Annotated in this window: 12 protein-coding genes; 2 read left to right on the forward strand and 10 right to left on the reverse strand. The window is 69.2% G+C overall.

All coding sequences use genetic code 11. The annotated features are described in order from the left end of the window. Nucleotides 1-19 precede the first annotated feature (19 nt). On the reverse strand, nt 20-205 hold the full coding sequence (locus Q4I23_RS01795) for a hypothetical protein (protein WP_498525104.1): 186 nt from the start codon (nt 203-205) through the stop codon (nt 20-22). Between the two features lie 245 nt (nt 206-450). On the opposite strand from Q4I23_RS01795, the gene Q4I23_RS01800 reads away from it, so the two are divergent. After that, a complete protein-coding gene (locus Q4I23_RS01800) occupies nt 451-1,326 on the forward strand; it encodes an MBL fold metallo-hydrolase (RefSeq protein ID WP_498525105.1) in 876 nt (291 codons plus the stop codon). A 146-nt stretch (nt 1,327-1,472) separates the two neighbouring features. After that, a complete protein-coding gene (locus Q4I23_RS01805; RefSeq protein ID WP_498525106.1) occupies nt 1,473-2,288 on the forward strand; it encodes a YcbK family protein in 816 nt (271 codons plus the stop codon). 3 nt (nt 2,289-2,291) lie between these two features. Here Q4I23_RS01805 and Q4I23_RS01810 read toward each other — a convergent pair whose 3' ends face one another. The 9 genes from Q4I23_RS01810 to Q4I23_RS01850 form a co-directional block, all read right to left on the reverse strand. Then, the gene (locus Q4I23_RS01810; RefSeq protein ID WP_498525107.1) at nt 2,292-3,461 is read right to left on the reverse strand and encodes an ABC transporter permease; all 1,170 of its coding nucleotides are present in this window, start codon (nt 3,459-3,461) and stop codon (nt 2,292-2,294) included. After that, complete coding sequence (locus tag Q4I23_RS01815) at nt 3,458-4,456, reverse strand: ABC transporter permease (protein WP_498525108.1); 999 nt, start codon at nt 4,454-4,456, stop codon at nt 3,458-3,460. Before Q4I23_RS01815 ends, Q4I23_RS01810 begins: the two co-directional genes overlap by 4 nt. Before the next feature lie 4 nt (nt 4,457-4,460). After that, on the reverse strand, nt 4,461-6,353 hold the full coding sequence (locus tag Q4I23_RS01820) for an ABC transporter substrate-binding protein (protein WP_498525109.1): 1,893 nt from the start codon (nt 6,351-6,353) through the stop codon (nt 4,461-4,463). Then, the gene (locus tag Q4I23_RS01825) at nt 6,353-8,266 is read right to left on the reverse strand and encodes an ABC transporter ATP-binding protein (RefSeq protein ID WP_498525110.1); all 1,914 of its coding nucleotides are present in this window, start codon (nt 8,264-8,266) and stop codon (nt 6,353-6,355) included. The genes Q4I23_RS01820 and Q4I23_RS01825 overlap by 1 nt, the downstream gene beginning before the upstream one ends. Continuing rightward, a complete protein-coding gene (locus tag Q4I23_RS01830) occupies nt 8,263-8,820 on the reverse strand; it encodes a hypothetical protein (protein ID WP_454020298.1) in 558 nt (185 codons plus the stop codon). Before Q4I23_RS01830 ends, Q4I23_RS01825 begins: the two co-directional genes overlap by 4 nt. Nucleotides 8,821-8,823: 3 nt before the next feature. Continuing rightward, nucleotides 8,824-9,630, reverse strand: a complete 807-nt coding sequence (locus tag Q4I23_RS01835) for a polysaccharide deacetylase family protein (RefSeq protein ID WP_498525111.1) — start codon at nt 9,628-9,630, stop codon at nt 8,824-8,826. An 82-nt stretch (nt 9,631-9,712) separates the two neighbouring features. Next, nucleotides 9,713-10,870 carry a glycosyltransferase family protein gene (locus Q4I23_RS01840; RefSeq protein ID WP_498525112.1) on the reverse strand — a complete coding sequence of 386 codons (1,158 nt, stop codon included), beginning with the start codon at nt 10,868-10,870 and terminating at the stop codon, nt 9,713-9,715. 6 nt (nt 10,871-10,876) lie between these two features. Then, nucleotides 10,877-11,332, reverse strand: coding sequence for a cyclic nucleotide-binding domain-containing protein (locus Q4I23_RS01845; protein WP_454020301.1), 456 nt, complete (start codon nt 11,330-11,332; stop codon nt 10,877-10,879). A 28-nt stretch (nt 11,333-11,360) separates the two neighbouring features. Further along, nucleotides 11,361-14,000 carry an ABC transporter transmembrane domain-containing protein gene (locus Q4I23_RS01850; protein ID WP_498525113.1) on the reverse strand — a complete coding sequence of 880 codons (2,640 nt, stop codon included), beginning with the start codon at nt 13,998-14,000 and terminating at the stop codon, nt 11,361-11,363. Nucleotides 14,001-14,188: the final 188 nt, after the last annotated feature.

Here is a 14,188-nt window from a genome sequence, read left to right on the forward strand (position 1 = left end):
CGTATAATCGTCGGCAGCGTCAGATGTGTATAAGAGACAGCGGTTGCGGGGCGGTGGAGACCGGACGGGCGCCGCGGGCGAGATCGCGGAACGACAGGCCGGCCCTCGACAGCATGATTCGCGCGGCGCGCAGAGCGGACTGGGCCTCGCCCTGATGCTCCGACTCGGCCATGGCAAGGACTTTGGCGAGTTTGTCTGGGTCCATCCGAGGGGTCGGGGTCCGGAGGCGATTTTTCGCGTCGATGGGCGAACGGGCGCAAACTACCACATCTTATTGGATTGGGCATCTCCACATCTCGGCGGTGCGGCACGCCTTTTCCTCCTACCCCCGTCTCGCGCCGTCCCTCCTTCCATCGAGGCGGACCGGCTTATGGACGCGCCGGAGGGTCGTTTCGTGAAACAACCTTTTCACTCGACTCGCGAGGGTCCTACCGCCAAATTGTCGGTACCATGACGGCACGAACCGTTTCCGACGCCTGTTCCGGTGCGCCTGACACCCCGCCGGACTTCACCGTTCGCTTCTGGGGCGTGCGCGGCAGCATCGCCTCCCCAGGGCCGGACACGGTCCGCTACGGCGGCAACACCCCCTGCGTCGAGCTGCGCTGCGGGGACGCTCTCCTGGTCCTCGACGCCGGCACCGGCTTGCGCCCGCTGGGCGAAACGCTGATGCGCCAGGGGGAGCCGGTGGACGTCGATCTGCTGCTGACCCACAGCCACCTCGACCACATCTGCGGCCTGCCCTTCTTCGCGCCGGCCTTCGACGCGGCGAGCCGCGTGCGGATCAGGGCCGGTCATCTGGAGCGGGAGCGGACGATGCGCTCCGTCCTGGAATGCATGATGTCGGCACCGCTGTTCCCGGTACCGGTGGAGATCTTCCGGGCCGACTGCACCTTCCATGATTTCGTCAGCGGCGAGACGCTGGCGGTGAAACCGGGAGTCACCGTGCGCACCGCCGCGCTGAACCACCCGGACGGGGCCACCGGTTACCGCGTGGAGTTCGCCGGGCGCAGCCTGTGCTACGTCACCGACACCGAGCATCCCGCCGAGGGCCGCGACCCCGCCGTGATGGAGCTGGTGCGCGGCAGCGACCTGCTGATCTACGACTGCACCTACACCGACGACGAATACGCCGCCCGCATCGGCTGGGGCCATTCGACCTGGGAGGAGTGCCTGCGCATCGCCGACGAGGCCGATGTGAAGCGCGCGGTCATCTTCCATCACGACCCCCGGCGCAGCGATGCCGACCTGGACGTCATCGCCACCGCCGCCGAAGCCCGGCGCCCCGGCACGCTGGTTGCCCGCGAAGGCATGGCGCTTCCCCTCTGATCGACAACTATCCCCTTGGACAGTGATGCGCCAAGGACACGGCCAAGCCTCCGTTCGCGTCCCGTGGCCCGTTGTCACTGCCGGATCGTGTGACAATTATGGTATGAAAGCCGCCTGCAACCGCAGAGAGAACTCTGGGGAGACGCATGCGGCATCTTCTGCGCTTATCGTTGCTGGGCCTGCTCGCCGGCGGAACGCTCGCCGGCTGCGCCTCCACTCCGGGTTCCCAGGCCTCGTTCGAGGGCGGCCCCCGTTCGATCGTCCTGCACCATCCCGCCAGCGGCGAGACGGTCAGCGTCACCTACCGCCACGCCGACGGCTATGATCCTCAAGCTCTGGACCGCATCGCCAGCCTGTTCCGCGACCGCCGCACCGGCGAGACGGTGCCCGTCGATCCCACCCTGGTGGAGCTTCTGGCCGACCTGCGGGACCGCTGCGGCGCCGACGCCGACACGCCGGTCCACATCACCTCGGGCTACCGCTCGCCGCTGACCAACGTCACGCTGGCCCGCAGCAACCCGAATGTGGCGGAGAACAGCTATCACCTGCGCGGGCAGGCCGCCGACATCTCCATCCCCGGCGTCCCGCCCCGCCGCCTCGCCGACGAGGCCGCGGCCCTGCAGCGCGGCGGCTACGCGCTCTACCCCCACACCGGCCACGTCCATGTGGACACCGGCCCGGTCCGCACCTGGAGCCCGAAGGGCGCCGATCCCCGCATCCTGGAGGCCAGGGCGACCCCGGCGAAGGCCGCGTCGGGCAAGGCGGCCGCCGCCAAGCCCGCTCCCACCGTCCCGCGGACGCAGGTCGCGGCGGCGGAGCCCACCCCGCCGAAGCGTACTCCGGCCAAGGCCGCGCCCGCCTCCACCCCCGCGAAGGGCGGTGACGCCGACCTCGCCCGTGTCCGCATGGTGCTGGCCTCCCTCAAGGAGCAGCCGGAGCCTGCGGCAAAGAAGAAGCCCTGAGCTTTACCGATACGGGTCCGCGGCGTCCCGCAGTCCGTCGCCGAGGAAGTTGAAGCTCAGCACGGTCACGATTACCGGCAGCACCGGCAACATCAGCCAGGGGTACAGCGCCACCACGTTGATGTTCTGCGCCTCGGTCAGCAGCACCCCCCAGCTGGTGATCGGCGGGCGCAGGCCGAGGCCGAGGAAGCTCAGCGCCGTCTCGCCCAGGATCATGCCCGGAATCGCCAACGTCGCCGAGGCGATCAGGTGGCTCATGAAGCTGGGCAGCAGGTGCCGCCCGATGATGCGTGCCGGGCTGGCCCCCATGAGCTGGGCGGCGGTGGTGAAGTCCTCCTCGCGCAGGGCCAGCAGCTTGGACCGCACGGCGCGGGCGAGGCCCGTCCATTCCAGAAGGCCCAGGATCACCGTGATCCCGAAATAGATGAAGATCGGGTTCCAGGTGACGGGCAAGGCGGCGGACAGGGCCATCCACAGCGGCAGCTCGGGGAAGGAGCGGATGATCTCGATCAGCCGCTGGATCAGGTTGTCCACCCAGCCGCCGTAATAGCCGGCGATGCCGCCGATCACGATGCCCAGCACGAAGCTGACCGCGACGCCGATCAGCCCGATGGTCAGCGAGATGCGCGTCCCGTAGATCATCCGCGACAGCAGGTCCCGCCCCAGCCGGTCGGTGCCCATCAGGAACAGCGTCCCGCCGTCGGCCGGGCAGGCGAGGTGCCAGTCGCTCTCCACCAGCCCCCAGAACTCGTAGCGGTCGCCGCGGCAGAAGAAGCGGATCGGCTGCACCTTCGTGGGGTCGGGCGTGTAGTCCCGTTTCAGGATCTCCATGTCCAGGCGGTAGGTGTAGCCGTAGACGAAGGGGCCGACGAACTGCCCCTCGTGGAACAGGTGCACGGTCTGCGGCGGGGCGTGGATGAAGTGGGAATTGCGGCTGTCCACCGCGTAGGGCGCCAGGACCTCGCTGACCAGGGTCGAGGCGTAGAGCAGCAGCAGCACGATGCCCGACGCCACCGCCAGCTTGTGCCGCCGCAGCTTCCACCAGACCATCCGCCATTGCGAGGCGGTGGTGAAGCGCTCCTGCTCGGGCGACAGCCGCTCGACCTCGTCGGGGTCCCAGGGGGCGGTGTCGACGGTGTGGGGCAGGGGCGTCTGGGTCGGAAGCGCGCTCATCGGCTGGCTCCCCCGCTCAGGCGGATGCGCGGGTCGAGCGCGGCCAGCGCCAGATCGGACAGGAAGACGCCGATCACCGTCAGCACCGCCAGGAACATCAGGAAGGACCCGGCCAGATACATGTCCTGGCTGCGCAGCGCCTGGAGCAGCATCGGCCCCGTCGTCGGCAGCGACATCACCACCGACACGATGGCGGCGCCGGAGACGACCTGCGGCAGCAGGTTGCCGATGTCCGACACGAAGGGGTTCAGCGCGACCCGCAGCGGGTATTTCACCAGCGCCCGCCCCGGCGGCAGGCCCTTGGCCCGGGCGGTGACGACGTAGGGCTTGTGCAGCTCGTCCAGCAGGTTGGCGCGCAGGCGGCGGATCATCGCGGCGGTGCCGGCGGTGCCGATGACGATCACCGGAATCCACATGTGCTCGAACACGCTCATCGCCTTGCCCCAGCTCCAGGGCTGGCCGATGTAGCGCGGGTCCATCAGCCCGCCGATGGAGGTGCCGAACCACACGTTGGCGAAGTACAGCATGACCAGCGCCAGCAGGAAGCTGGGCGTCGCGAGACCCAGGAAGCCCAGGAAGGTCAGGACGTAGTCGCCCAAGCTGTACTGCCGCGTCGCCGAATAGATGCCGATGGGGAAGGACACCACCCAGATGAACAGGATGGTCGCGAAGGACACGATGGCGGTCAGCGACAGCCGGTCGCCCACCACGTCCGATACCGGCAGGTTGTATTCGAAGGAATAGCCGAAGTCGCCGCGCAGCATGCCGGCCAGCCACAGCGCGTACTGCTCATACATGGGCCGGTCGAGCCCGTAGGTCTCGCGCAGCATGGCCAGCCGTCCCTGGTCTATGCTCTCGCCCCGGCTCTGCATCTCGTTGACCAACGTCGTCAGATAGTCGCCGGGGGGAAGCTGGATGATGACGAAGGTGATGACGCTGATCGCCAGCAGCGTCGGGATCATGATGAGGATGCGGCGGATCACGTAGCCCAGCATGGCCTCACCCCTTTCCGTCGAACCAGAAGCCGTCGGGACGGTACAGCCCGAAATGCGCGCCGGGGTCGTAGTTGAACAGACCCTCCTCCGGCACGTTGCGCAGGGTGCGACGCGCCACCACCGGCTGCGGCACACCGGCCACCGTGCCGATGGTGAAGACCTGATCGGCGTTGAGCGTCAGGATGCGCGTCCAGGCCGCCGCCCGCCCTGCCTCGTCCGGGGCATCGCGCCAAGCGCGGAAGGCCTCCAGAAGGTCGCGCGCCTCGGGCATGTCGGGGCGCTCGCCGTCCTTGCCCATGGTCTGGAAGAACTGGCCCCATTTCGGCCACTGGTACTTGGCCTGATCGACCGGCACCAGCTCGCCAGGGCTCATGTCCGCGGTGGCGATGGCGTTGTCCAGCCCGCGCGAGATGGACATGCAGGTGTCGCCGGCGAAGATGCGGTTGCGGAAGACGTCGAGCTGCGAGGAGCGGATGTAGAGCCGCGCCCCGACGCGCCGCCAGCCGTCGGCGATCAACTCCAGCGCGTCGGTCTCCTCCGTGCTTTCCCCGGCCGTCTCCACGACGATCTCCAGCGGGCGGCCGTCGGGCAGCAGGCGGACGCCGTTGACGTCGCGCTTGGTCAGGCCGATTTCGTCGAGCAGCCGGTTGGCCTGCCGGACGTCGAACTGCGCCCAGCGGTCGCGGTAGGCCGGCACCCACAGGGGCGAGACCTCCAAGAGCGTGTTGTTGGACGGGATGGCGAGGCCGTAATAGATGACCTGGTTCATCTCTTCGCGGTCGATGGCCAGCGACAGGGCGCGGCGGTAGCGCACGTCGCGGTTCAGCGCGCGCCACACCGGGTCGTTGCAGTTCAGGTTGGGGAACAGCGCCACCTGCGCCCCGATGCCGGTGCGCCACAGCGTGACCCGTTGGTCGTTGCGCTTCGCCCCCTGCTTCAGGAAGGTGTAGTTGTCGAACCGCAGGTAGCGTGCCTGGAGGTCGCTCTCGCCCGCCCCCGTCTTGGCCGGGATGATCTTGGCGTCGGCCACCGTCATGATGACCCGGTCGATGTAGGGCAACTGCCGCCCCGCCGGGTCCACCCGATGGAAATAGGGGTTTCTTACGAAAATGAAACGTTCCGCGGGCGGAGCGGTTGTCGGAACCCAGGGCTGCAGGGTGGGCAGGTCCGGGTTGTCGAACTCGGTCAGATTGTCCTTGCGGTTGTGAAGCTGCTGCCAGCTTTTCTGCCGCTCCGCCTCCACGCGCTGCTTCAGCTCCAGCGGCTCGGTGAAGCGGGGGTGGAAGCGCCGCAGGTAATGGGCCGGGGCGTAGATCTCCACCGGCTTGGCCCCGGCCAGCATCGGCAGGAAGAAGGGGTTGGGGCGGGTCCACGTGTAGCGCACCGCCGCGGCGTCCAGCACCTCGAACTTGGGCGCCTCCCCGGCCACCATCATCTCCGGCGGCGGCCCGCCGGGGGAGCGCTTGGGGTTGTTGGCCATGTCCTCCCACCAGTAGCGGAAGTCCTCCGCCGTGAAGGGATGGCCGTCCGACCAGCGGTGGCCGCGGCGCAGCGTGAAGGTGAAGATCCGCCCTTCCTCCACATCCACCCGCTCCAGGATGTCGGGGACGATGCGCAGGCTCGGGGTCAGCGCGACCAGCCGGGCGTAGCTGTAGACGTAGATCAGCCGCGTGTCCTTGGTCCGCGCCATCAGCAGGCGCAGGTCGCCGCCGTGGCGCCCCGGCGATTGCCAGGGCCGGTCCATCGGCTCGACCAGGGGGGTGAGCGGCAGCCGCTTCTCCACCGGCGGCAGCGATCCGGCGCCGACCGCGTTCTCCAGCATCGGCGTCTCGACCGCGTCGAAGGCGCTGAGTCCGAGGAAGGCAAGCAGCAGCAGGGCGGGGCGGGCCAGCCTCATCACGCCACCTCCCGCACGCGGATGGCGGCGTCGGCGCGCACGCAATGGCCGCCGCCGAGATCGACCAGATGGGGCTGGTGGTCCTCGTCGATGGTGAAGGGGGCCGGCCAGCGCGCGGGGTCGGAGGCGCGGCCTTCCTCCAGGTCAGTCAGCGACAGCGGGCGGCTGGGGTCCGGTTCCGGCACGGCGGCCAGCAGGGCGCGGGTGTAGGGGTGGACCGGGTTGCGGAACAGCGCCTCGCGCGGCGCCGACTCGACGATGCGGCCGCGGCACATCACCAGGATGCGGTCGGCCATGTAGTCCACCACGGCCAGATTGTGGCTGACGAACAGGTAGGTCAGGCCGAGCCGTTCCTTCAGGTCCTTCAGCAGATTGAGAACCTGCGCCTGGATCGACACGTCGAGCGCCGACACCGGCTCGTCGAGCAGCAGAAGTTCGGGCCGCAGGGCCAGCGCGCGGGCGATGCCGATGCGCTGGCGCTGGCCGCCGGAGAAGCTGTGCGGGTAGCGACGCAGATGCCGCGCGTCCAGCCCGACCAGCCCCATCAGCTCCTTGACCCGCGCGGCGCGCTCCGCCTCGTCGCCGATGCCGTGGATGACCAGCGGTTCTTCAATGATGTCGAAGACGGTCATCCGCGGGTTCAGGGAACCGAAGGGGTCCTGGAAGACGAACTGCACCTTGCGGCGGAAGGCGGTCAGCGCGGCGCCCTCCAGCCCCAGCACGTCGACGATCCGGCCATGGTCGTTGAAGCGCACTCCGCCGGCGTCTGGAGTCAGGGCGCGCATCAGGATCTTCGACAGGGTGGTCTTGCCGCAGCCCGACTCGCCGACCAGCCCGACGCATTCGCCGCGCGCGATGGCGAAGCTGACATCGTCCACCGCCAGCGTGCCGGCCCCGGCCTTGGCGCCGAACCAGCCGGCCTTGCGCGCGCCGTAGCGCTTGCGCACCCCCTCGACCGCCAGCAGCGGCCCCGCCGCGTCGGCGCCGGGCGGCCAGGGCTGGTGGTCCTTCTCCAGCAGGCTGCCGCCCTGCGACGTAATCGAGCGGATCGGCACCAGCCGTTCCCCCGGCGCCATGTGGAAGCGCGGAACGGCGCGCAGCAGCGCCTTCAGATAGGGGTGGCGGGGATCGGCGAAGATGTCCTCGCGCGTGCCGGATTCCATGATCCGCCCGCGGTGCATCACCACCACCTCGTCAGCGAGGTTGGCGACCACCCCCAGATCGTGGGTGATGAGCAGCACGGCCATCCCGAGATCGGCCTGGAGGTCCTTGATCAGCTTCAGGATCTGCGCCTGGATGGTGACGTCCAGCGCGGTCGTCGGCTCGTCGGCGATCAGCAGGGCAGGGCGGCAGACCAGCGCCATGGCGATCATCGCGCGCTGGCGCAGGCCGCCCGACAGCTCGAACGGGTAGGTGTCCAGCGCCCGCTTCGGGTCGGGGAAACGCACCCGGCGCAGCATGTCCTCGGCTTGCGCGCGGGCCTGCCGGGCGGTCACCCGCTGGTGCAGCCGCACCGCCTCGCCCACCTGGTCGCCCACCGTGTGCAGGGGCGACAGCGAGGTCATCGGCTCCTGGAAGATGATCGAGATGCGGCCACCGCGCAGCGCCCGCATCGCCGTGCCGTCGGCCTTCAGCCCGGCGATGTCGACAGGGCCACCACTCTTGTTTACTGGGCCCTCGCTGACGATTCCGTCGTCGAACAGGATTGTCCCGCCTGCGATGGCGGCGTTGCGGGGCAGGATGCGCAGGATCGACTGCGCCGCCACCGACTTGCCCGAGCCGGATTCCCCGACCAGGGCGACGGTGGACCCCGCCCGCACCCGGAAGGACACGCCGCGCACCGCATGGACCACGCCGCCCGGCACCTGGAAATCGACCTTCAGGTCCTCCACCCGGAGCAGCGTGCGGCTCATGGCGCCGGCCTCTTTTCGTTGGGGTCCTCCGGCGGCTCGATGCCGAGAGCGATCAGATTGTCCACCGTCACCGGGGTCAGCGCCACGCCGTTGCGCCCGGCGGCGAGGGCGGCCTGTTCGATCACCGCGTCGAAGCCCTCCAGGTTGCTGTCGAAGCGCAGGGTCTTGCCGCCACCGGTCAGCGCCGCCTGCATCCAGCCGTCGTCGCGCCCCCGCCTGGTCGCGTAATAGCGCAGCTTCAGCCCGGACAGCGCATCCCAGCGGATGGCGCCGCCCAGCGGCCCGTCGGCCCGCAAGCCCTCGCCGTCCATGGTCAGGCGGGTCAGCTGGCGTTGCAGGGTGCGCGCCGCGAAGACCGCGAACAGCAGCGCGCAGGCCGCCAGCGGCACGGCGATCCAGGGGATGACGGGCAGGAAGGCCAGCGGCAGCACCGTCAGCGCCAGCCCCGCCCCGGCCCGCGCGTAGTCGCCGGCGAGCGCCCCGGCGGGGTAGCGCATCTCCGCGACGCTCGGCGTCTCTCCGGTCGAGGGTCTGGCCATGGGCAGCTCGGCCATGTCTCAGCGAAGTCCTTCTGCGGCGAATGGGGTGGCGAACAGGGTATCAGCGGACAGCCAACGAGCCGCCGGGTGGCGGCGGGTCACGGTCAGGAAACGCGCGGTGAAGGCCCAGGTTTCACCGTCCATCGCCAAATGATGCGTCAGCAGGCCGGTCGCCTCCGCCGCGTCCACCGCGCCCAGCCGCCGGGCGCGCAGATGGGCGACCGTCATGCCCAGCGACTCCGCGTCGCCCAGGAAGCGCTTGCCGTCCTTCCAGGCCACCGGATCGATGTGTGTATTGACACACATCATGTTGACGGTTGACACACGTCTCGGCCCGAACACCGACAGGCCGGCGAAGCCCGCACCGGGCAGGCCCGCGGCCACGCCGGGCGCGATGCGGTTCCAGGGCGGCACCAGAACGGGCAGGGCGCGCGGCCCGAACCGACGGTCCAGCACGCTCCGCCCCTCGGCCAGTTCCGCCAGCACAGCGGCGGCGGGCCGGTCCGCGCCAAGTTCCGCCTTCTTCGCGGGGGGAGCGGCGTGGTTGGTGTGCGACCAGCCATGCTGAAGCACCGTGACGGTGGGGGCCGCGTCCACAACGGGGGCGAGGGCGTCCGTGACCCCGGCGGGGATGACGGCCAGGGCCAGCGGCGCCCCGGTCTCGACGGACAGGGCGACCATCCGGTCGAGCGCTGGCGTCGGCTCGACGGCGTCGTCGTCACGCCACCAGAGGGTGGCGGTGCGCCCGGCGGCGGCCCAGGCGTCCAGCTCGGCGGTCAACGCGTCCCAACCGGCGCGCGGCGGGCTGTCGGAAGGGGCGGTCATGGTCATCGTAAGGCTGGGCCGAGGCAGGGGATCAGCCCCAGCATGGCCCCCGCACCGGAAAAATCCAAGCGTCTTGATTGGCTTAGCGACTGTTGCCTTGGCGGTAGGCCACCGCGTCCAACAGCAGCCGGGCGGTGGCGGCGGCACCGTCCAGGCGCAGCGGGATGGCCGGCGCCGGGGGCAGGGCGAGCGCCCTGGCAACGCCCGCGGCCAGGGTTTCCGGGGTCAGGGTGGCTTCGTCGACCACGGCCAGCCGGCCCCGCTCCTCCAGCAGGCGGGCACGGGTGGCCTGCTCCGTCTCGCTGCCCGCGGCGAAGGGAACGACGACCGCCCGGCAGCCGGCCTGGAGCACGTCGAGCGCGGTGTTGTAGCCGGCCTGGCTGATCGACAGGCGGCAGCGGCGGAGCAGGGCGGGGAAGTCGGGCCGCGCCCGCTCCACGACGGTGCCCGGCGGTGCCGCGGCGGCGAGCGCGCGGAAATCCGCCTCCGGCACGTCCGGACCGGCCAGCAGGCGCCAGGGTGCGTCAAGTCCAGCGGGAGTTGACGCACGCACCGCCAGGGCCGCCCGCAGCAGCGGCAGGCCGACCGCGCCGCCGCCCACCGACACGATCACCTCGCCGGTGCCGTCGGCGCCGGTCGCAGCGCCGCCCTGCGAGGCCGCGACGTAACCGGTGTAGCGGATGCGGTCGGCGATCCGCGCGGCGGCTGGGAAGGTCGCCGCGAAGGGGATCAGCTCCGGGTCGCCATGGACCAGCACATGGTCGAACAGCCGTTCCACCGTCGAAACGGTTTCCTCCAGCCGCTCCGGCTTGGCCTTGGTCACCAGGATGTCGCGCACCGACGCGGCGGTGACCGCCCCGCCGGCCTTGGCGGCCTCCAGCAGCGGCAGAAGCTCGAACCGGAAAGCGCGGCGCCCGAAGGGGAAGGATTCGATCAGCAGCGCGTCGGGCCGTACCCGCTCATGGGTTTCCAGAACCGCGGCGCGGCGCCGGGCGCGCCACGCGTCGTCGATGGGCCGGTCGTGCTCGTCGAGCAGGGTCTTGAAGCCGCTGTCGGCGGCGCGGGCGGGGGGAAGCTGGACGATCTCCGCCGCCGGGCCGTAATCGATCCCCGGCACCGGATGCCCGCCGCGCAGCACGGTGACGGCGACGCCCGCCTCGGCCAGTCCCCGGGTGATCAGCGCGGCGCGGCGGTCGTGGCCGATGCCCAGCAGATGCTGGACGTGGAAAAGAACATGCATAAGTTGTCAGATCGCCCGGGCGGCCAGCACCTCGCGCAGGCGCGTCGTCGTCTGCTCCAGGCGGTGGGCCAGGGAACGCATGATCTCCAGCCCCATCTGCGGGAAGTCGGCGATCATCTGAAGGAAATGGTCCTTTGGCACGCACAGCGCTTCCAGGTCGGTGCTGGCACGGACGGTGGCGGTGCGCGGCACGTCGCACAGGATGGCGATCTCGCCGACGATCTCGTTGGACCCCAGCGTCGCGACGGCCAGCGGCCCGCCGGGGCCGGTCACGATCACCTCCGCCTCCCCGCGCAGCAGGATGTAGGCGCAGGTGCCCATCTCGTCCTGCTCGAACAGGATGTCGCCGGACCGGAAGCTCAACCGTTCGCTGGTGAAGGCGAGAAGCTTGAGCTTGGCAGTGTCGATGTTGGCGAACAGGGGAATCCTGCGCAGGCAATTGACTTCTTCGGCGATGCTCATGCCGTCTGCCTCCTCAACGCCGCCGGCCTTATTCGGCGGACACCAATTCATGCAACAACGTACCGGGCCTGTTCAACTCGTCGAAGCGCCCATGTTCGGCGATTCGCCCGTCCTTCATTACAATGACTCGCTCGAACGCCCGTGCCAAGCCGGCGCGGTGCAGAACCCACACAAGACCACATCCTTTGCGTTCCCCCATGATGGCCGAATGCACCTTGGTCTGGCTGCTGGTGTCCAGGCCGCTGGTCGCCTCGCTCAGCACCAGCAGGTCCGGCCGCTTCAGCAGGGCGCGGGCCAGCGCCGCCTTCTGGCGCTGCGCCGCGGACAGGCGCGACCCGGCGACCCCCACGGGATGGTCCAGCCCGACCTCGACGATGGTGTCGCGCAGGTGAAGCTGGTCCACCAGATCCGCCACGATGCGGCCCACCTTGGATTGCACCTGCGCCTGCCCGTAGACCATCTTGCCGAACAGGATGTTGTCCTGGATGCTGGCCGCGGCGTTGTAGGCCTTTGGGTCGAAGAAGGCGACGGCGTGCTTCAGGTCCGCCGGCAGGTCGCTGGCGAAGAGGTGCCGCGCCTGCAAGAGCTTCTTCTCCAGGTCCGGGGTCATCAGACCCAGACGGTGGCGGGCGCCGATCAGCTTGAAGGGCAGGGTCATCAGCCGAGTCCGCTCCTCGGGCCGCAGCGCGCCCAGCCCCTCCTTCGCGGTGCGCGCCAGGATGCCCTGATACTCCGGCAGCTCGGCGAAGCCGATGAAGGAGAAGCGCTCGAAGAACTCGTGGCCGGGCGGCAGGCCGGCGAACAGCTCGACCATGGTTTCCGCCACCTTGTGGCCGGTCTCCAGGATAGTGTCGGTCAGCCCCACCTTGTCCAGCACATGCAGCATGTAGGGGTTGGAGGCCAGCGCGTCGGTCTGGAAGATCGGGCCGACCGGCGTGCCGAACAGCAGATTCTCCGCCAGCGTGGCGTTCGCGGCGTAGCGGTCGGGGTCGAAGCGCTCCACCAGCCGCCCCAGGTCCGGGTTGTTCAGCATCGTGGCGCGCATGGCGTCGCGCGCTTCCAGCACGCGGGCGGCCACGTCGGGGCGCCGCTCCGGATCGACGGTGCGGTTGAGGCCCATGCCGTACACATCGTCCTGAAGCGAGACCATCGTCACCACGCGCAGGATGCGGGCCTTCAGGTCCTCCGGCCCGTCGCAGCCGGCGGCGGCGTAGTCGATCCAGTCGGCGTCCACGTCGTCGGTGGCGTTGCCGGACAGCACCGACTCGGCCATCCGGCTCTTGCGCCGCTCCGCCGCTTCCTCACCGTCGCCGTTCTCACGCAGCGGCCGGTGGCGCAGCCCGTAGACGAGGTTGTCGTAGAGCGAGGCCGAGAACAGGTAGGGGGTGGCGCCGACATAGGCGGCGCGCCGCCCGGTCACGCTCTCGGGCAGCTCCGCATAGTCGCGCTCGCCCAGCCGGATCTGGCCCGACGAGGGCAGCAGCACGCGCGCGGCGAGCTGCGCCAGCTCGTCCCGCCCGGAGCCGACGCCGATCAGCGCAGTGTGGCCGTCCAGCGGGATGTCGCAGGTCACCCCCTCCAGGATGGGCGACCCGCCGTCCTCCCCGAACGCGACGTTGCGGAAGGACAGGCTGCCCTTGAACGGCACGTCCTCCTCCTCGCGCAGCAGGCGTTCGGCCAGCAGGTCGGGAACGTGGAACTGCTCCACCACCTGCTCGTACTTGATTCGGTTGTCCTCCTTCTGCTGGTACCAGTCGAGAAGCTCCTTCCAAGGAGCGGCCAAGTCCTTGTAGGCGGCCAGCACCGCGACCAGCGCGCCGAAGGACAGCTGACCATGGATCACCAGATAACCACCGATCGAGTAGAAGAAGAACGGGGTCAGCTGGTTTATGAAATTGTTCAGAAATTTGACAAAAAACTTTCTTTGGTAAATCTCGAAACGGATGCGGTACACGTCGCCCAGACGGTGACTGAGATCGGCGAGATGCCAGGACGCGGTGTTGTGGGTGTGCACCTCCTGGATGCCGGACACCGTCTCGCCGATGCGGTCGGCGATCTGGCGCATGGCACGTACGCGCTGTTTGCCAAGCTGATTGACCTTGCGCTGCAGCCGTGGGATGAGCCAGCCTTGGAACGGGTACAGCGACACCGCCGCTGCCCCCAGAACCGGGTCCTGGACGAAGATGAAGGCGATGTAGACCAGCAGGGTGCCGCCCTGGAACACCGGGATGGCGATGGCGTCCCCGATGAAGCCGCCCAGCGGCTCCACCTCCGCCGTGATCATGGGGATGATCTCCCCGGGCGACATCTTGCGGAAGCGGGGCAGGGGGAAGCGCAGGACGCGAACGTACAGCTCGTAGCGCAGGCGGCGCAGCATCCGCTCGCCCAGCCGGCCCTTGTAGGTGTTGATGACGTACTTGAACGCGCCGTTGACCAGCACCAAAGTCAGGAACAGTCCGCATAGGACGAACAGATAGCTGACCTGATCGAGATGGAAGCCTAGGAAGGACTCCGGCAGCTTCTTCCCGGCGATCGCCTCGTTGACGATCCTCTTCGGAAGGTCGAGCGAGGCGTAGAGGAAGGGAAAGGACGCCAGGGTCATCAGTGTCAGCACGATCTGCTGACGGACGCTGTGCCGAAGGATGAATCGGAAAATGCTGGATTCCATAGCGCCATTCTACGCAAGGGGACGCCGGTGCCGGGAGCAGGCAGAAACCTTACCCCCTCTGCCGCTTGGCCGCTGGGACTATGGTTTGCCTGCACGCGGTCTGCCGCCATTGTGACGGCGGCATGACGCACACCCGTTCATCGGCCAAGCCGCGGCCGGACACAAGAGGCCAATCGGGAGAGGTAGGA

It is taken from the genome of Azospirillum sp. UFLA03-27 (assembly GCF_059803775.1).